This is a genomic window from Pseudomonas sp. MYb13 (assembly GCF_002980075.1).
Classification (GTDB): domain Bacteria; phylum Pseudomonadota; class Gammaproteobacteria; order Pseudomonadales; family Pseudomonadaceae; genus Aquipseudomonas; species Aquipseudomonas lurida.
Genome location: NZ_PCQI01000006.1, coordinates 117268 through 134454, shown reverse-complemented (window position 1 = coordinate 134454; position 17187 = coordinate 117268). Strand labels below are relative to the sequence as shown.

Sequence of the window (17187 nt, the reverse complement as noted above, 5' to 3'; positions counted from 1 at the left end):
GCAATATGAACGCGACGCCAGCTGTTGCTGATGATTTGATCGTTATCGGCAAGATTTACTCTGTTCATGGCGTTCGCGGCGAAGTGAAGGTGTATTCCTTTACTGATCCGACTGAAAACCTGTTGCAGTACAAGACCTGGACGCTCAAGCGCGAAGGCAGTGTGAAACAGGTCGAGCTGGTCAGTGGACGCGGGAGCGATAAGTTCCTGGTCGCAAAGCTCAAGGGTCTTGATGATCGTGAAGAAGCTCGTCTTCTGGCCGGTTATGAGATCTGCGTGCCGCGCAACCTGTTCCCTGAATTGACCGATGGCGAGTACTACTGGTACCAGCTGGAAGGTCTGAAGGTTATTGATCAACTCGGGCAACTGCTCGGGAAAATCGATCATCTTCTGGAAACCGGCGCCAATGATGTAATGGTGGTCAAGCCTTGCGCTGGCAGCCTGGATGATCGTGAACGCCTGTTGCCGTATACCGAGCAATGCGTGTTGGCCGTCGACCTGGCAGCGGGCGAGATGAAGGTGGAATGGGACGCGGACTTCTAAGCGTGGCTAATTTGCGCATTGAAGTGATCAGTTTGTTTCCCGAGATGTTTTCCGCCATCAGCGAGTACGGCATCACCAGTCGGGCGGTGAAACAGGGGCTGTTGCAGCTTACCTGTTGGAACCCGCGAGACTACACGACGGATCGGCATCACACTGTGGACGATCGCCCATTTGGCGGTGGCCCGGGCATGGTGATGAAGATCAAGCCCCTGGAAGACGCGTTGGTTCAGGCCAAGGCTGCTGCCGGGGAGAAGGCGAAGGTAATTTACCTGTCCCCTCAAGGCCGTCAGCTGAAACAGGCGGCGGTACGCGAACTGGCGAATGAGGAAGCACTGATCCTGATTGCCGGTCGCTATGAAGGCATTGACGAGCGTTTTATTGAGGCTCATGTCGATGAAGAGTGGTCGATTGGGGACTATGTCCTGTCTGGCGGCGAGCTGCCGGCGATGGTCCTGATAGATGCGGTTACACGACTGCTGCCTGGAGCTTTAGGGCATGCGGACTCCGCGGAGGAAGATTCCTTCACGGATGGTTTGCTGGATTGCCCGCACTACACCCGACCGGAGGTGTATGCGGATCAGCGTGTTCCCGACGTATTGCTAAGTGGCAATCACGCACACATCCGGCGTTGGCGTTTACAGCAGTCCCTTGGTCGGACCTATGAACGACGCGCCGATCTTCTGGAAAGCCGCTCGCTTTCTGGAGAAGAGAAGAAGCTGCTCGAGGAATACATCCTCGCGCGGGACGATAGTTAACAACGTATCGATGGTAGGTCCATTGACTTACCTTAGGAGCACAGCATGACTAACAAAATCATCCTTGCACTCGAAGCAGAGCAGATGACCAAAGAGATCCCTACCTTTGCCCCAGGCGACACCATTGTCGTCCAGGTGAAAGTGAAGGAAGGCGACCGTTCGCGTCTGCAAGCGTTCGAAGGCGTGGTAATCGCCAAGCGTAACCGTGGTGTGAACAGTGCTTTCACTGTTCGTAAAATCTCCAACGGTGTTGGCGTAGAGCGTACTTTCCAGACCTACAGCCCGCAAATCGACAGCATGGCCGTCAAGCGTCGCGGTGACGTACGTAAAGCCAAGCTGTACTACCTGCGTGACCTGTCCGGTAAAGCAGCTCGCATCAAGGAAAAACTGGCTTAAGTCCAGCTTCCCGATGCAGAAAAAAGCAGCCTACGGGCTGCTTTTTTGTGCCTGAAATTTGTCCATCCCGGTATTTGTCCATGACCACCCGCCTCGAAGAAATCCAGCGCCGCACCGACCTGTCCGTTACCCACGTGACCAAGGCCGTGTTCCCGCCGACCACCAACCACCACAACACGCTGTTCGGCGGCACTGCCCTGGCGTGGATGGATGAAGTGTCGTTCATCACCGCCACGCGTTTCTGCCGCTTGCCGCTGGTGACGGTGTCTACTGACCGTATCGATTTCAATCATGCGATCCCTGCTGGCTCCATCGTTGAGCTGATCGGCCGTGTGATCAAGGTCGGCAACACCAGCCTCAAGGTCGAGGTGGAAGTGTTCGTCGAGAGCATGAGTGCCGATGGTCGCGAGAGGGCGATCCAGGGCGTGTTCAGTTTTGTCGCGATTGATGCGGATAAGCGTCCAGTGCCGGTTTTGCCTGGGTTTGTAGACTGACCTGAGACCGAGTCACGGCCATTGCAGGCAAGCCAGCTCCCACATCCGATCGGTGTCGGTTACACATGGATGGCCCGACACAAAACCCCTGTGGAGCTGGCTTGCCTGCGATAGGATCTACCAGACATTACGTAATCAGCCTGAGCCCCCATGCCCGCCATTGACCACCCCTTGATCGACCGCTTCCTCGACGCTCTCTGGCTGGAAAAAGGCCTGTCGGACAACACCCGCCAGGCTTACCGCAGTGACCTGGCGCTGTTCAATGGCTGGCTGCAGGAGAAAAACCTCGAACTGATCAACGCCGGTCGCGAGCTGATCCTCGATCACCTGGCCTGGCGCCTGGAGCAGCATTACAAACCGCGCTCCACCGCGCGATTCCTCTCGGGCGTGCGTGGGTTTTATCGCTACCTGTTGCGGGAAAAACTGATCGCCCTCGACCCCACCCTGCAAGTCGACATGCCGCAACTCGGCAGGCCACTGCCAAAATCCCTGTCGGAAGCCGACGTAGAGGCCTTGCTCGCTGCGCCCGACCTCAGCGAAGCCATCGGCCAGCGCGACCGTGCCATGCTCGAAGTGCTGTACGCCTGTGGCCTGCGGGTGACCGAGCTGATCAGCCTGACCCTGGAGCAAGTGAACCTGCGCCAGGGTGTGTTGCGCGTAATGGGCAAGGGCAGCAAGGAGCGGCTGGTTCCCATGGGCGAGGAGGCTATTGTGTGGGTCGAGCGCTACATGCGCGATGCCCGCAGCGAGCTGCTGGGCGGGCGCCCCAGTGATGTGCTGTTCCCCAGCCTGCGCGGCGAGCAGATGACCCGTCAGACTTTCTGGCACCGCATCAAGCACCAAGCCAAGGTCGCCGGGATCGGCAAGGCCCTGTCGCCCCACACGTTGCGCCATGCGTTCGCCACGCATTTGCTCAACCACGGGGCGGATTTGCGCGTGGTGCAAATGCTGCTCGGCCACAGCGACTTATCCACCACCCAGATCTACACCCATGTGGCACGCGCACGCTTGCAGGATATGCACGCCAAGCATCACCCGCGAGGCTGAAAACCGCCAATTTGTCCCGCCCACGGGCTGCCGTGCGGCCCAACTGTGGTAGGCTTTGCCGGTTAGCAAAGGGGACGGCCCAGTGCTGCGTTTTTCCAAGCAGCGTTCCTTCCCGTCCCTGCGTCTGCCTTCAGGAGTTCCCATGCGCTTGACCCAGATTATTGCCGCCGCAGCCATTGCGTTGGTTTCCACCTTTGCGATCGCCGATGATGCGGCCGAGCAGACCATCCGCAAGAGCCTGGCGAACCTGCAGCTCGACACCCCGATCGAAAGCATCAGCGCCAGCCCGATGGCCGGCCTGTATGAAGTCAAGCTCAAGGGCAGCCGCGTGCTGTACGCCAGTGCCGACGGCCAGTACATCGTCCAGGGTTATCTGTTCCAGTTGAAGGACGGCAAGCCGGTCAACCTGACCGAGAAGGCCGAGCGCCTGGGCGTGTCCAAGCTGATCAACGGCATCCCGGTGGCTGAAACCGTGGTGTACCCGGCCATTGGCGAGACCAAGACCCACATCACCGTGTTCACCGACACCACCTGCCCGTACTGCCACAAGCTGCATGCCGAAGTGCCGGCGCTGAACAAACTGGGCGTGGAAGTACGCTACGTCGCGTTCCCACGCCAGGGCTTGGGCTCGCCGGGTGACGAGCAGCTGCAAGCCGTATGGTGCTCGGCCGACAAGAAAGCGGCCATGGACAAGATGGTCGATGGCAAGGAAATCAAGGCCGCCAAGTGCGCCAACCCGGTTTCCAAGCAGTTCGCCCTGGGCCAGTCGATCGGCGTGAACGGTACACCGGCCATCGTTTTGGCTGACGGCCAAGTGATTCCGGGCTACCAGCCGGCGCCACAAGTTGCCAAACTGGCGCTGAGTGCCAAATAAACCAGCATCGTCGAACCTTTGACGATCATGGCCCGTGGATAAGTCGACGGGCCATTAATTGAAAGCCGCAGTTGTGCGGCTGTTTTCCACGGCCGACCTAGCGTCGGCCGTTTCATGGGGAGTTCTTCAGTGAAACCGGTCAAAGTAGGCATCTGTGGGTTAGGGACCGTCGGTGGCGGCACCTTTAACGTGCTTCAGCGTAACGCTGAGGAAATTTCCCGCCGTGCAGGGCGTGGGATTGAAGTGGCGCAAATTGCCACGCGTTCGCCAAAGCCTCAGTTCCAAACGACCGGTATTGCGATTACCAACGATGTGTTCGCCGTTGCCACCAACCCTGAAATCGATATCGTCATCGAGCTGGTGGGCGGCTACACCGTGGCCCGCGAGCTGGTACTCAAGGCCATCGAGAACGGCAAGCACGTGGTCACTGCCAACAAGGCGCTGATCGCTGTGCACGGCAACGAGATCTTCGCCAAGGCGCGTGAGAAGGGCGTGATCGTCGCGTTCGAAGCTGCTGTGGCCGGTGGTATCCCGGTGATCAAGGCCATCCGTGAAGGCCTGTCTGCCAACCGTATCAACTGGGTGGCCGGCATCATCAACGGCACCGGTAACTTCATCCTCACCGAAATGCGCGAGAAGGGCCGCACCTTCGAAGACGTGCTGGCCGAAGCCCAGGCCCTGGGTTATGCCGAAGCCGATCCGACCTTCGACGTGGAAGGCATCGATGCAGCGCACAAACTGACCATTCTGGCGTCCATCGCCTTTGGTATTCCGCTGCAGTTCGACAAGGCCTACACCGAAGGCATCACCAAGCTGACCACCGCCGACGTGAACTACGCCGAAGCCCTGGGCTACCGCATCAAGCACCTGGGCGTGGCGCGCAGCACCCCGGCCGGTATCGAGTTGCGTGTGCACCCGACGCTGATCCCGGCCGACCGCCTGATCGCCAACGTCAATGGCGTGATGAACGCCGTGATGGTCAACGGTGACGCTGCGGGTTCGACGCTGTTCTACGGCGCCGGTGCCGGCATGGAGCCGACCGCTTCGTCGGTGATCGCCGACCTGGTGGACGTGGTTCGCGCCATGACCAGCGACCCGGAAAACCGCGTACCGCACCTGGCCTTCCAGCCGGATTCGCTGTCGGCGCACCCGATCCTGCCGATCGAAGCCTGTGAAAGCGCCTACTACCTGCGCATCCAGGCCCAGGATCATCCGGGCGTGTTGGCCCAGGTCGCCAGTATCCTGTCTGAGCGTGGGATCAACATCGAGTCGATCATGCAGAAGGAAGTCGAGGAGCAGAACGGCCAGGTGCCGATGATCCTGCTGACCCACCGCGTGCTCGAGCAGCACATCAACGATGCGATTCGGGCTCTCGAAGCGCTCCAGGGCGTGGTTGGGCCGGTCGTCCGGATTCGTGTCGAGCATCTAAATTAATTTAGCTGCAAGCGCCTAGCTGCAAGCTGCAAGTAAAAGCAGATCTGCTCTAACTTGCAGCTTTTAGCTTACAGCTTGCAGCCCAAACCGAAGGTTTGCTTTCATGCGCTATATCAGCACCCGCGGCCAGGCACCGGCCCTGAATTTCGAAGACGTCCTGCTGGCAGGCCTTGCCACCGACGGCGGCCTGTACGTGCCGGAAAACTTGCCACGCTTCACCCAGGAAGAAATCGCTTCGTGGGCCGGCCTGCCGTACCACGAGTTGGCTTTCCGGGTGATGCGCCCGTTCGTCACCGGCAGCATCCCGGATGCGGACTTCAAAAAGATTCTGGAAGAGACCTACGGCGTATTTTCCCACAACGCCATCGCGCCGCTGCGTCAGCTGAACGGCAACGAATGGGTACTGGAGCTGTTTCACGGCCCGACCCTGGCGTTCAAGGACTTCGCCCTGCAACTGCTGGGTCGTTTGCTGGACTACGTGCTGGAGAAGCGCGGCGAGCGCGTGGTGATCATTGGCGCCACCTCCGGTGATACCGGCTCGGCTGCCATCGAAGGCTGCAAGCACTGCGAAAACGTCGACATCTTCATCCTGCACCCGCACAAGCGCGTGTCGGAAGTGCAGCGTCGCCAGATGACCACCATTTTTGGCGAGAACATCCACAACATCGCCATCGAAGGCAATTTCGATGACTGCCAGGAAATGGTCAAGAACAGCTTCGCTGACCAGAGCTTCCTGAAAGGCACGCGTCTGGTGGCGGTGAACTCGATCAACTGGGCGCGGATCATGGCCCAGATCGTCTACTACTTCCATGCCTCGCTGCAGTTGGGCGGGCCGGCGCGTTCGGTATCGTTCTCGGTGCCGACCGGCAACTTCGGCGACATTTTCGCCGGTTACCTGGCGCGCAACATGGGCCTGCCGATCAACCAACTGATCGTCGCCACCAACCGCAACGACATCCTGCACCGCTTCATGAGTGGCAACCAGTACGTCAAGGAAACCCTGCACGCGACCCTTTCGCCGTCCATGGACATCATGGTTTCCTCGAACTTCGAGCGCCTGCTGTTCGACATGCACGGTCGTAACGGCGCGGCCATTGCCGGCCTGATGGACACCTTCAAGAGCGGTGGCGGCTTCAGTGTTGACGAAGAGCGCTGGACCGAAACCCGCAAGCTGTTTGACTCCCTGGCCGTGGACGACGCACAGACCTGCGAAACCATCGCAGACGTCTACGCCCAGACCGGTGAGCTGCTCGACCCGCACACCGCCATCGGTGTGAAGGCCGCGCGCGAATGCCGTCGCAGCCTGGACATCCCGATGGTGATCCTCGGTACGGCCCACCCGGTGAAATTCCCGGAGGCGGTGGAGAAGGCCGGCGTTGGCAAGGCGCTGGAATTGCCGGTGCACCTGGCAGACCTGTTCGAGCGTGAAGAGCGTTGCACCGTATTGGCTAATGACCTGAAGGCCGTGCAGGCGTTTGTGAGCCAGCATGGCAACCGTGGTAAGCCGTTGTAAGGCAAATTGCGCAAATAAAAACGCCGCTTTCCCTTCCCTGGGTCAGCGGCGTTTTTTTGTATCAGGCAGGCTCGATCGAGGGGGGCTGCATAGTTTCTGAGCGACGACGATTATGCTGCCCACTGCGGCCTACAGGCCTGTCGCGATACCTGCGCTCCTGCCTGCACGGCAAAGTGATCAGCGCCCACCGCGTGCAGGATTGACCTTCGGTCTCAGCGCCCGGAAAACCCGAAGACCGTCGCCCATTGGGTAAGCACTTATGCGCGGCCGTTTTTTCGTTGTCATGTTGCAAGCGCATGCTGGTCCAAGTCACTCCCTGACGGCCCCATAAAGACGATAAAGCGAACTTTCCTACGTCCCAAACAGTCACTTAGGATAGATGCAGCTCCCGTTGAAACGATTGTTCCCGAACTATTGAGTGGTGATCGAGATGGAAAGTATCAGCCTATTGCTCGAAGAAGCACTGAGCCCTTATCAGGTTACGCTGACCACCTCTGGTGTGCAGGACGAATGCCTGGTAACCGTGAAGAATCCTGCCGGCGCGATCGTGGTCGAACGTGAAGTCGATCGCGCACAATTGATGGATAAACGCGTACTGGTGGATGTGGTGGATTGCCTGTTGCGCGACATCAAGATTGCCGAAGGGCGCCTGGAACCCTCGGTCATCGCCGCATTGCGCAACGCTGCCCAGACCCGCAGCACCGCCGTCGCATGAAGAATTGTTTAAGTGTGGAAACTTCCTACAACGTGGCCGGTCAGATTTCGTAACAGCAAGAGCAAACATTGTGCTCCGGTGTTTGTGCCTTGTTGTACTGGTCTTTGTAGGCCACGTTTAACCCTGAAGTGTCTCCCCACGCTTCGGGGTTTCTTTTTGCCCGCGATTTGTCACGGTTCTGGCGAGTCCTGAAAAAAGTGCGGGGTGTCGCGCAGGTACTGCTCGCGCATGACCGGATCCAACCATGTGGCGTACGTCTGTTGCGCGTCTTCCAGAGGGAGGTCGCGCAGCACCTGGTCGATTCGTGCAATCGCTCGGCGCCCCTGGGCGGTATCCGAGCAGGCGATATGCGTGCGTTGGTAGAGGGCCGTGCCTTTGATCGGGTAAAAACTCAGGTCATCGGCAGCGATCCCTTGTTGCAGCGAGTGGTAGCGGATTTCCGGCCAGTAACCCAACACCGCCTCCAGCCTCCCCAGGCGCTGCATTTGCAGCAAGCTGCCTAGTGCGTCATTGCCGTAATGGAGCGCCAGTTTGTGCGCGTCGGCGTGTTTAAGCCGCTCATCGATAGCCGGACCATAGCTGCGTTCTGCAGTGGCACCCACGCGCGCTCCTGGGGTGTCGAGAAAAGCCTGCAGGTCGAACTGCCCGTCCACGATAAACGGCGCCATGGCATCCTGCTGGCTGCGCCGAATCGTGACGCCATTACTGGGGACGACGAGTGCCTGGCGAGAAAACACTACGTACGTGGCCCGTTCCGGCGTCCACAGCAGCGAGGGATCACAGGTGAACGAGGCGGTGTCACGCAACATTTGCGTGCCCCGCGCGCGGTTGACGTGCAGCACCTGGTGCCGATATTCCGGCAGGCGTTCGATCAGTCTCGGTAGCAGTTGGTCCAGGGCGCCCTGGCCTTTGCGTGGGCCTTCGAAAATGGTCAGGGGTGGCAGGTCACGCACTAGCCAGATCAGCGTGTCTTCAGCGTTGGCCGTCAGGGGCCAGCCGCAGGCGAGCAGGAGGCTGAGGCATAGCTGAACGAGCCGACGAGCCATCAGATCGCGCCTTCCTCGCGCAAACGCGCAATGGCGGCAGCGTCATAACCGAGCCCGCCCAGCACCGCGCTGTTGTGTTCGCCCAACTGTGGCCCCACCCATTCGCAGCTGCCCGGCGTGTCCGAGAGCTTGGGCACGATGCCCGGCATCTTGAAGTCTTTGCCGTCGGGAAGCTGGGCCTTGAGGAACATTTCCCTGGCGAGAAACTGCGGGTCACCGAGCATGTCCTCGGCACTGTAGATCCGGCTGGCAGGCACTTGGGCTTTATTCAGCAGGTCGACCACCTGCTCCAGCGGCAACGAATTCACCCAGCGATCAATCACCCCATACAGCTCGTCACGGCGGCTGTCGCGCCCGTCATTGCTGCTTAGTTCCGGGTCATTGGCCAAGTCTTCGCGGCCAATGGCCGACATGAAACGCTTGAAGATCGCATCGCCGTTGGCGCCAATCTGCACATGCTTGCCATCGGCGCTGGTGTGGATCGAGGACGGCGTGATGCCGGGCATGATGTTGCCGGTGCGTTCGCGAATGAAGCCGAACACGTCGAACTCCGGGATCATGCTTTCCATCATGGCGAAGATGGCTTCATACAGTGCCACATCCACCACCTGGCCCAGGCCGCCGTTGACTTCGCGATGACGCAGCGCCATCAGCGCACCGATCACCGCCCACAACGCAGCAATCGAATCGCCAATGGAAATGCCGGTGCGCACCGGCGGGCGGTCTTCGAAACCGGTGATGTAACGCAGGCCGCCCATGGACTCACCCACCGCCCCGAACCCTGGCTGGTCTTTCATCGGACCGGTCTGGCCGAAACCGGAGAGGCGCACCATCACCAGCTTGGGGTTGAGCGCGTGCAGGGTTTCCCAGCTTAGGCCGAGCTTTTCCAGCACGCCGGGGCGGAAGTTCTCGATCAGGATGTCGGCGTCCGCCAGCAATTGCTTGAGGATGGCCAGGCCGTCCGGGTGCTTGAGGTTCAGCGTCAGCGATTGCTTGTTGCGCGCCTGCACGAACCACCACAGTGAAGTGCCCTCGTACAGCTTGCGCCATTTGCGCAGGGGGTCGCCGCCGTCCGGCGATTCGACCTTGATCACCTCGGCGCCGAATTCCGCACAGATACGAGCGGCGAACGGGCCCGCGATGAGGGTGCCGAGTTCGATGACCTTCAGGCCGGCAAGTGGTTTGGCATTAAACGACATGGGTATCCTTGTCTGCGCAGGGCGGTGGTGTGATGCCTTTTAACATACGCGAGCAACCCCGGGATAAGGATGATGCAGCGCAGGATTCGTTGAATGGCCTCGCCATCGGTTAGACTGGCCGCCTTTCCCTGTCTCTAGAAGTCCGTTCATGGCCCAGCCGTCCACGACCTACAAATTCGAACTCAACCTCACTGACCTCGACCGCTCGGTGTATGAGAGCGTCAAGCAGACCATCGCTCGCCATCCTTCGGAAACCGAAGAGCGCATGACCGTGCGTCTGTTGGCCTACGCCCTCTGGTACAACGAGCAGTTGGCGTTTGGCCGTGGCCTGTCAGATGTAGACGAGCCAGCCCTGTGGGAAAAAAGCCTGGATGACCGGGTCCTCCACTGGATCGAAGTCGGCCAGCCCGATGCCGACCGCCTCACCTGGTGCTCGCGCCGCACCGAACGCACCAGCTTGCTGGCTTATGGCAGCCTGCGTGTGTGGGAAGGCAAAGTGGTACCGGTGGCCAATAACCTGAAAAACGTACACATCGCCGCTGTTCCCCAGGAAGTCCTCGAAACCCTCGCCAAGGACATGCCGCGTGTCATCAAGTGGGACGTAATGATCAGCGAAGGTACGATCTTCGTGACTGATGATCGCGGCCAGCACGAAGTACAACTGCAATGGCTGGTTGGCGAGCGCGGCTGAACCTGCAGGCACCGGCTTGCCGGCGCCTTCAGTTGGCCTGTGTCGTTTTCAGCCTTGTTGTCTAACCGTTGTAATAGAAGAGAAGCCCCCGTCGCCCCATGCGTATTGATCCTCGCCCGTTGCCTGCCGTCCTGCCGTTTCTCGGTGAACTGCCACCGCTGTTGACCCGTCTCTACGCCGCACGCGGGGTGCAGTCCGAGGCCGAGCTGGACAAAAGCCTGGCGCGGTTGATTCCCTATCAGCAGCTCAAGGGGATCGATGCGGCGGTGGACCTGCTGGTGACGGCGTTGGAGCAGCGTCAGCGCATCCTTATCGTGGGTGACTTCGACGCCGATGGCGCCACCGCCAGTACGGTAGGCACCCTGGGCCTGCGCTTGCTTGGTGCGGCGCACGTCGACTACCTGGTGCCCAACCGCTTTGAATACGGCTACGGCCTGACCCCTGAAATCGTCGCAGTGGCGCTGCAGCGCGAGCCGCAGTTGCTGATCACCGTGGACAACGGCATCTCCAGCGTCGAAGGCGTGGCGGCGGCGAAAGCGGCGGGGTTGCAAGTGCTGGTGACCGACCACCACTTGCCCGGCGATGAATTGCCGGCGGCGGATGCCATCGTCAACCCGAACCAACCCGGTTGTGAGTTTCCGAGCAAGGCCCTGGCCGGCGTCGGCGTGATCTTCTACGTGCTGATGGCCCTGCGGGCGCGCCTGCGCAGCTTGGGCTGGTACGAGAACACGCCCCAGCCCAACATCGGCGAGTTGCTCGACCTGGTCGCCCTGGGCAGCGTCGCCGACGTGGTGCCCCTGGACGCTAACAACCGCATCCTGGTGCATCAAGGCCTGGAGCGCATCCGCGCCGGTCGTGCGCGGCCGGGCATCAAGGCGATCCTTGAAGTGGCCAAGCGCGATGCCGCACGTATCACCTCCACCGACCTGGGCTTTATCCTCGGGCCGCGGCTGAATGCTGCCGGGCGCCTGGATGACATGAGCCTGGGGATCGAATGCCTGCTCACCACCGACGTTGCCGCCGCCCGTGAAATGGCCGCGCAACTGGATGGCATGAACCAGGACCGTAAATCCATTGAGCAAGGCATGCAGCGCGAGGCCTTGGCCCAGCTCAAGGACCTGCCTGTGGAGTCGATGCCTTACGGCCTGTGCCTGTTCGACCCGGAATGGCACCAAGGTGTGATCGGGATTCTGGCGTCGCGCATGAAAGAGCGCTATTTCCGCCCGACCATCGCCTTCGCCGATGCCGGTGACGGCCTGCTCAAGGGCTCAGGCCGCTCTGTGCAGGGGTTTCATATCCGTGATGCCCTGGCGGTGGTGGCGAGTCAGCACCCCAACCTGATCGCCAAATACGGCGGCCACGCCATGGCGGCCGGCCTGACACTGCCTGAGGAAAACTTCCCACTGTTTGCCGAAGCGTTTGACGCTGAAGTACGTCGGCAACTGCGCGAAGAAGACCTCACCGGGCGGCTGCTGTCCGACGGCACACTGGCGGTGGAAGAGTTCCACCTGGAGCTGGCCCGTGCATTGCGGCATGCCGGGCCTTGGGGGCAGCACTTTCCCGAGCCGTTGTTCCACGGCGTCTTTCAGTTGGTGGAACAGCGCGTAGTGGGCGAGCGGCACTTGAAGGTCGTGCTCAAGAGTGAGTGCGGGTCTGTGAAGCTCGATGGCATTGCCTTTGGGGTGGACCGTGAGGTCTGGCCTAACCCGACTGTGCGTTGGGTGGAATTGGCCTACAAGCTGGATGTGAACGAGTTTCGGGGCAATGAAACCGTGCAGTTGATGATCGCGCATATCGAACCGCGCTAGCGCTCACGCTTACCGCAACGCCAATGTGGGAGCCGGCTTGCCTGCAATAACATCGCCGCGGTGTGACTGACACATCACGGTGATGCTATTGCAGGCAAGCCAGCTCCCACAAAAGCCAGCTTGCATTGGGTCCTGCGTACAGCCTGAAGTTACTCGGCCTTGTCCTTGGCCTGGTGCTTGACGATGATGTCCACCAACCGCTTGGCCAGCGCTGGGTAGTTCTCGTCGAAGTGATGCCCACCTGGCAGCTTCAACGCCTCGCCTACGGCTGTCTTGTCCGTGCAGCCGCTCTCGTCGACTTCTTCTGCACCATAGATGCACACCACTTTCTCAGGCGGCAGCTTGGCCATTTCCGGGCCTGTGGCGGCTTCTTTGCCCGCGTTGCCCAGCCAACCTTCCACTTCGATCTCGAAGCTGCCGGTGCGTGCGAAGGCCAGCAGAATGATCGCATCCACACGCTGCTGTTCGTTTTCCGGCAGGCGGTTGTAGATGGCCGGCAATACATCGGCACCGAACGAATAACCGGTCAGCACGAAGCGCTTGGTGCCCCACTTCTGCCGGTAGTGCTGCATCAGCTCGGTAAGGTCCTTGGCGCTTTGCTCCGGGGTCTTGTGCTGCCAGTAGTAGCGCAGGGTGTCGATACCAACCACTGGGTAGCCGATCTTGGCCATTTCACCGGCCACGTCACGGTCGAGGTCACGCCAGCCGCCGTCGCCGGAGAGGAACAGGGTCACGGTGTCCTTGGCTTGGCCTGCCGGTACTTCAACCACCGGAATCGCCAGGCCGCCGTTGTCCGAGCCCACCAGTTGCTTGCGCAACTCGTTGTTCAGCACTTGCGGGTAGTGAATGTCGTAGTCGCTGATGCTGGTGGTGGCGCGCGGTGTGTCGCGTACGAAACTGGCGGCATCATCTTCAGGGTTGTCGTTCCAGGCCACCAGCCAGTTGCCGTGCGCGGAAGTCTTGGGCAGCGGGTCCTTGCAGCCTTCCTGGGTCATGGCAAAACCAACGGAGATGGCGTTGGCCTTGTCGTCGTTCTGTGTGGCCAGCCAGCGCCATGCCAGGCTTGCGCCAGGGCCGATGCCGCTGACCAGGGTGGCCGGGCCCTTGAGCTGGCCCAGGGCGCTTTGCAGCGCCTGTTCCTGCAACGTGCAGTCGTCCTTGGGCAGGATCACCTGGACAATTTGCGCCTTGCCGCCCTGGCTCAAGGCAATCAGTTGGCTGTCAGTCAGGGTTTCATCGGCCATTACAGCCACGGCCACGCGGGCTTTCGGCGTGCCGTTCGGGGTCACGCGGGTCATGACCGAACCGTCAGCCTGGGGCAATTGCTCCAGGGTCGGCTGCGGGGCAGGGCGGTTCCAGTACCAATAGCCGCCACCCAGGATCAAGGCGAGCAGCACTACGAAGGCCAATACATACCGCCAGGAGCGTCGAATCATCAGCGTTTCACCAATCCAGTCAAGCCGCCCGCGATCAGGGCGGCGGTATCGGCCAGTGCCACCAGCGGATCAAGTCCTGCGGGCACGGCCATGTAACGGGGTTCCCAGTCAGGCTGGAACTTGTCTTTGAAGCGGCGCAAACCTTGGAAGTTATACAGTTGCTCGCCGCGGCGGAACACCATTGAGCCCAGGCGTTGGGTCAGCGGGGCGCCACGTCGTGGTTGCAGGCCCGACAATGGCACCATGCCGAGGCTGAAGCGGGCGTAGCCGTGACTCTTATAATGTTGAATCAGGCCGACCATCATGAATTCCATGGTCAGCTTGGGCGCGTCCGGGTGGGCGCGCATCAGGTCGAGACTGGCCAGGTCGTGGTTGTAAGTCTCGAGCAGGTTGGCGAAGGCCACCGGGCGCCCTTCGAAGCGAATGATCGCAATGCGAAAGTGCTTGAGGTAGTCATCACTGAAGCGTCCCAGTGAAAAGCCTTTTTCCCGCACGTTCTTGCCGGTCAGCCACGCATCGGAGATGACCTTGAGTTCGTCCATCGGCGCCGTGCCCGGTTCAAAGATCTCCAGGGACAGGCCATCTCGCGAGCCACGGTTCCAGGTGTAGCGCAGGTCCTTCATCTCTTTGCCCTTGGCTTCCAGGTCAAAGCGTTTCAGGTCGACGCGGGCTTCTTCGCCCAGCTTGATCGCGGTGAGGCCGATGTCCATGTAGTACGGCAGGTTCTCCGCGCGGACCTGGTAGAACACCGGGCGCGCATGGTGGATGTCGCACAGGTCGCGGAACTGCCAGATCATTTCGGCCCGTGGCTGGGTGGGGCCGATCGGGTCGTACAGGGCGACCAGGCTGCGCCCACGACGGGCGTACATCAGGAAGGCCTCGTCGTTGGGGTGGAACAGCAGCGCCTTGTCGCCCGTGAGCGCCAAGCCACCGTCGGGCTGGGAGGAGGCCATCAGGATCTTGCTGGCGCGTTCCAGTTCGTCAGGGGTGGGCAGGTGGATCACCGGGCGCGCGGTGCGCAGCAGCCAGGTCAGGGACACGATCACCAGCAACACGGCGGCGCCCAGCAACGAGCGCAGGCCCCGTGGGGCGTTGGCGTCCAGGGTGAACTGCCACCACAGCTGGTGGCTGTACGGCACATCTTGATAGGCGAACAGCAGCAGCCAGATCGAGGCCCCCAGCACGCAGACACTGGCCACCAGGTACAGCGGCGAGAAGGGCAGTTCGGTGAGGCGACTGGCACGGTAGAACGAGCGTCGGAAGATCGCCAGCAAGATGGCGGTCATGGTCATCAGGCTGGCTTCTTCCCAGTCGAAACCTTTGAGCAGCGAGAGCAGGGCACCCACCAGCAACAGCACCATGGTCAGCATCCAGGCGGCCGACAAGCGTCGACGCAGGCCCTGGGCCAGCAACAGGCAGAGGACGCCGATCAGGCTGGCGCCAAAGTGCGAGGCGTCAATCAGGCGGTGGGGAATCAGGAAGCCGATGTTTTCCAGGCGTGAATCGATTTCGGGCGTGGCGCCAGAGAACAGCAGGACCACGCCGGACAGAAAAACCAGGACGGCCAGTACTGGCGCTGCCAGCCCCGAGGCGACCCGCAGGCTTTGCTGGGTCTGGAACAGGCGCTGCGCTTCGTTGACCAGCAGGAACACGCAGGCGATCAGCAGCGGCAGCACCACGTAGATCATGCGATACAGCAGCAGGGCCGCGGCCAAGGGCGCAGCGCCCAGTTTGTCCGCGAAGGCCGCCAGCAGGATCGCTTCGAATACGCCGACACCGCCCGGTACATGGCTGAGCACGCCGGCGGCCAGGGCCAGCAGGTACACGAGCAGGAAGGGGCCGAAGGGCGGCGCTTCCGGCAGCAACATATAAAGGACGGTGGCGGCAGCGGCGACGTCCAGCGCGGTGATGATCAGTTGCAGGAAGGTCAAGCGTCGGCCAGGCAGGCGCAGGGTGCGGCGGCCGGCTTTTACCAGCAGATTGTCCGGGTAGGGTTGTTCGGGCAGGCGGCGGCGATAAATACCGATGCACAACACCGCCGACAACAGCAGCACGGCGCCAGCAATACCGCCGAGCAAACCTTGTGACAGATGCAGGTAGGTGGATGCCGCCGGCAAGTTACTTAATGTCGCCAATGCGGCCAGAGGTGGCAGCGCACAGCCCAGGGCCAGGCTGGCGAACACGGTCATGTGGGCGACTTCCGAAGCCCCGATGCCATGGCGTGCATATAGACGGTAACGCACCGAACCGCCCGACAACATCGACAAGCCAATCGCATTGCCGATGGCAAATGCGGTAAAGCCGCCCAGGGCCAATGTCTTGGCGGGCAGTTTTACCCCCGCGTAGCGCGCGCCGGAAAATTCGTAGCCCAACAGAATGACGAAACCGGCGACAGCCGCCGCAAACGCGCCGAGCAGGGCAGGCCTGGGCACTTCCAGGATCGAGTCGTGGAGGGCGTAGAGGTCGAGTTCCAGCAGCAGGTGGCGACAGGCGATCAGGGCGATGGCAAACAGCAGGAGCGTGACGGCCAGCCCGATGGGTTGCCGATACTTGCTCACCAGATCCAGCCAACGCAAGCGAGTGGGAGTGATCGGTTGTTCTGCTGTGACAGTGTCTTGTGGTTCAGACGAGTTGGCGCGCATCAATCACCTCGTGGATTGTGCGCGACAGGATGGAGGTATCCAGCCAAGTTACCAATCCCTATGGACAAAATAATTACAAATATTAACGCGTATCACCGGGCACGGCGACAGCGGCCATTGGTCGTAGAGGGTAGCGCTTGAGCATTGAGCATAGCTCGCAATGAGATGGACTCTACAAACCGTCTACGGTTTCATGAAAGATGCCATGCCATTGTTTCAGAAGAACTTTTTGACCGGATACAAAAAAGGCCACTCTTTCGAGTAGCCTTTTTTGATGTTTGGTTGCGGGAGCCGGATTTGAACCGACGACCTTCGGGTTATGAGCCCGACGAGCTACCAGACTGCTCCATCCCGCGTCTGTGGGCGGCATTCTACAGCCCAGCGGCGAGGTGTCAACCGTTAATGGGCCGATGGGTCAAATAAGTGTGAATTAGCCGCCCAGGCAACCTAAGTTCGCGATTGAAAACGCTTTTATGGTGAGCGGGCTTGCCCTGCGCTGGACTGCGAAGCCATCCAGAAGGGGCGTGCGAACTTGATCACGACGTGCGTCGCCGTTCGGCGCGGGAGAGTGCGTTCGCCACAAACAAAAAAGGCC

At 60.7% G+C, this 17187-nt stretch carries 15 protein-coding genes and 1 tRNA gene; 11 read left to right on the top strand and 5 right to left on the bottom strand.

Annotated elements, in window-relative coordinates; all coding sequences use genetic code 11:
- The first annotated feature begins 5 nt into the window (after positions 1 to 5).
- The 9 genes from rimM (at position 6) to CQ002_RS13605 (ending at position 7770) form a co-directional block, all read left to right on the top strand.
- Positions 6 to 542, top strand: a complete 537-nt coding sequence (rimM, locus tag CQ002_RS13645) for a ribosome maturation factor RimM (RefSeq protein ID WP_003175898.1) — start codon at positions 6 to 8, stop codon at positions 540 to 542.
- Positions 524 to 1297 (top strand): tRNA (guanosine(37)-N1)-methyltransferase TrmD, encoded by a 774-nt coding sequence (gene trmD, locus CQ002_RS13640; RefSeq protein WP_024077235.1) that lies wholly within the window; start codon positions 524 to 526, stop codon positions 1295 to 1297. Before rimM ends, trmD begins: the two co-directional genes overlap by 19 nt.
- 45 nt (positions 1298 to 1342) lie before the next feature.
- Positions 1343 to 1693, top strand: a complete 351-nt coding sequence (gene rplS / locus CQ002_RS13635; protein ID WP_003175895.1) for a 50S ribosomal protein L19 — start codon at positions 1343 to 1345, stop codon at positions 1691 to 1693.
- 80 nt (positions 1694 to 1773) lie between these two features.
- Positions 1774 to 2187 (top strand): acyl-CoA thioesterase, encoded by a 414-nt coding sequence (locus CQ002_RS13630; RefSeq protein WP_017736774.1) that lies wholly within the window; start codon positions 1774 to 1776, stop codon positions 2185 to 2187.
- A gap of 150 nt (positions 2188 to 2337) precedes the next feature.
- On the top strand, positions 2338 to 3234 hold the full coding sequence (gene xerD / locus CQ002_RS13625) for a site-specific tyrosine recombinase XerD (RefSeq protein WP_034109219.1): 897 nt from the start codon (positions 2338 to 2340) through the stop codon (positions 3232 to 3234).
- 142 nt (positions 3235 to 3376) lie between these two features.
- A complete protein-coding gene (locus CQ002_RS13620) occupies positions 3377 to 4108 on the top strand; it encodes a thioredoxin fold domain-containing protein (protein WP_034109218.1) in 732 nt (243 codons plus the stop codon).
- 129 nt (positions 4109 to 4237) lie between these two features.
- Complete coding sequence (locus CQ002_RS13615) at positions 4238 to 5542, top strand: homoserine dehydrogenase (RefSeq protein ID WP_034109217.1); 1305 nt, start codon at positions 4238 to 4240, stop codon at positions 5540 to 5542.
- A 103-nt stretch (positions 5543 to 5645) separates the two neighbouring features.
- A complete protein-coding gene (gene thrC, locus CQ002_RS13610; RefSeq protein WP_034109216.1) occupies positions 5646 to 7055 on the top strand; it encodes a threonine synthase in 1410 nt (469 codons plus the stop codon).
- Positions 7056 to 7485: 430 nt separating this feature from the next.
- Positions 7486 to 7770, top strand: coding sequence for a DUF3509 domain-containing protein (locus CQ002_RS13605; RefSeq protein ID WP_034109215.1), 285 nt, complete (start codon positions 7486 to 7488; stop codon positions 7768 to 7770).
- 170 nt (positions 7771 to 7940) lie between these two features.
- Here CQ002_RS13605 and CQ002_RS13600 read toward each other — a convergent pair whose 3' ends face one another.
- Together CQ002_RS13600 and CQ002_RS13595 are read right to left on the bottom strand one after the other, a co-directional pair.
- Positions 7941 to 8816 carry a TIGR02285 family protein gene (locus CQ002_RS13600; protein WP_105162800.1) on the bottom strand — a complete coding sequence of 292 codons (876 nt, stop codon included), beginning with the start codon at positions 8814 to 8816 and terminating at the stop codon, positions 7941 to 7943.
- Positions 8816 to 10015, bottom strand: coding sequence for a CaiB/BaiF CoA-transferase family protein (locus CQ002_RS13595; protein WP_105162799.1), 1200 nt, complete (start codon positions 10013 to 10015; stop codon positions 8816 to 8818). The genes CQ002_RS13600 and CQ002_RS13595 overlap by 1 nt, the downstream gene beginning before the upstream one ends.
- A 148-nt stretch (positions 10016 to 10163) precedes the next feature.
- Between CQ002_RS13595 and CQ002_RS13590 the strand changes: the two genes are divergently transcribed.
- Both CQ002_RS13590 and recJ read left to right on the top strand, forming a co-directional pair.
- On the top strand, positions 10164 to 10706 hold the full coding sequence (locus tag CQ002_RS13590) for a YaeQ family protein (protein WP_003193952.1): 543 nt from the start codon (positions 10164 to 10166) through the stop codon (positions 10704 to 10706).
- A gap of 98 nt (positions 10707 to 10804) precedes the next feature.
- Positions 10805 to 12514 (top strand): single-stranded-DNA-specific exonuclease RecJ, encoded by a 1710-nt coding sequence (recJ, locus tag CQ002_RS13585; RefSeq protein ID WP_034109212.1) that lies wholly within the window; start codon positions 10805 to 10807, stop codon positions 12512 to 12514.
- Positions 12515 to 12663: 149 nt separating this feature from the next.
- On the opposite strand, the gene CQ002_RS13580 is transcribed toward recJ, so the two are convergent.
- From CQ002_RS13580 to CQ002_RS13570, 3 genes are all read right to left on the bottom strand, one after another.
- Positions 12664 to 13950 (bottom strand): virulence factor family protein, encoded by a 1287-nt coding sequence (locus tag CQ002_RS13580; protein WP_105162798.1) that lies wholly within the window; start codon positions 13948 to 13950, stop codon positions 12664 to 12666.
- Positions 13950 to 16592: a bifunctional lysylphosphatidylglycerol flippase/synthetase MprF gene (mprF, locus tag CQ002_RS13575; protein WP_069078237.1), complete on the bottom strand. Its 2643-nt coding sequence runs from the start codon at positions 16590 to 16592 to the stop codon at positions 13950 to 13952. Before mprF ends, CQ002_RS13580 begins: the two co-directional genes overlap by 1 nt.
- A 279-nt stretch (positions 16593 to 16871) precedes the next feature.
- A tRNA-Met gene (locus CQ002_RS13570) sits at positions 16872 to 16948 on the bottom strand.
- Positions 16949 to 17187: the final 239 nt, after the last annotated feature.

Bases quoted from the DNA above. Each gene is read 5' to 3' on its own strand.
- rimM (WP_003175898.1), top strand. From the start codon at position 6: ATGAACGCGACGCCAGCTGTTGCTGATGATTTGATCGTTATCGGCAAG.
- trmD (WP_024077235.1), top strand. From the start codon at position 524: ATGGGACGCGGACTTCTAAGCGTGGCTAATTTGCGCATTGAAGTGATC.
- rplS (WP_003175895.1), top strand. From the start codon at position 1,343: ATGACTAACAAAATCATCCTTGCACTCGAAGCAGAGCAGATGACCAAA.
- CQ002_RS13630 (WP_017736774.1), top strand. From the start codon at position 1,774: ATGACCACCCGCCTCGAAGAAATCCAGCGCCGCACCGACCTGTCCGTT.
- xerD (WP_034109219.1), top strand. From the start codon at position 2,338: ATGCCCGCCATTGACCACCCCTTGATCGACCGCTTCCTCGACGCTCTC.
- CQ002_RS13620 (WP_034109218.1), top strand. From the start codon at position 3,377: ATGCGCTTGACCCAGATTATTGCCGCCGCAGCCATTGCGTTGGTTTCC.
- thrC (WP_034109216.1), top strand. From the start codon at position 5,646: ATGCGCTATATCAGCACCCGCGGCCAGGCACCGGCCCTGAATTTCGAA.
- CQ002_RS13605 (WP_034109215.1), top strand. From the start codon at position 7,486: ATGGAAAGTATCAGCCTATTGCTCGAAGAAGCACTGAGCCCTTATCAG.
- CQ002_RS13600 (WP_105162800.1), bottom strand. From the start codon at position 8,816: ATGGCTCGTCGGCTCGTTCAGCTATGCCTCAGCCTCCTGCTCGCCTGC.
- CQ002_RS13595 (WP_105162799.1), bottom strand. From the start codon at position 10,015: ATGTCGTTTAATGCCAAACCACTTGCCGGCCTGAAGGTCATCGAACTC.
- CQ002_RS13590 (WP_003193952.1), top strand. From the start codon at position 10,164: ATGGCCCAGCCGTCCACGACCTACAAATTCGAACTCAACCTCACTGAC.
- recJ (WP_034109212.1), top strand. From the start codon at position 10,805: ATGCGTATTGATCCTCGCCCGTTGCCTGCCGTCCTGCCGTTTCTCGGT.
- CQ002_RS13580 (WP_105162798.1), bottom strand. From the start codon at position 13,950: ATGATTCGACGCTCCTGGCGGTATGTATTGGCCTTCGTAGTGCTGCTC.
- mprF (WP_069078237.1), bottom strand. From the start codon at position 16,592: ATGCGCGCCAACTCGTCTGAACCACAAGACACTGTCACAGCAGAACAA.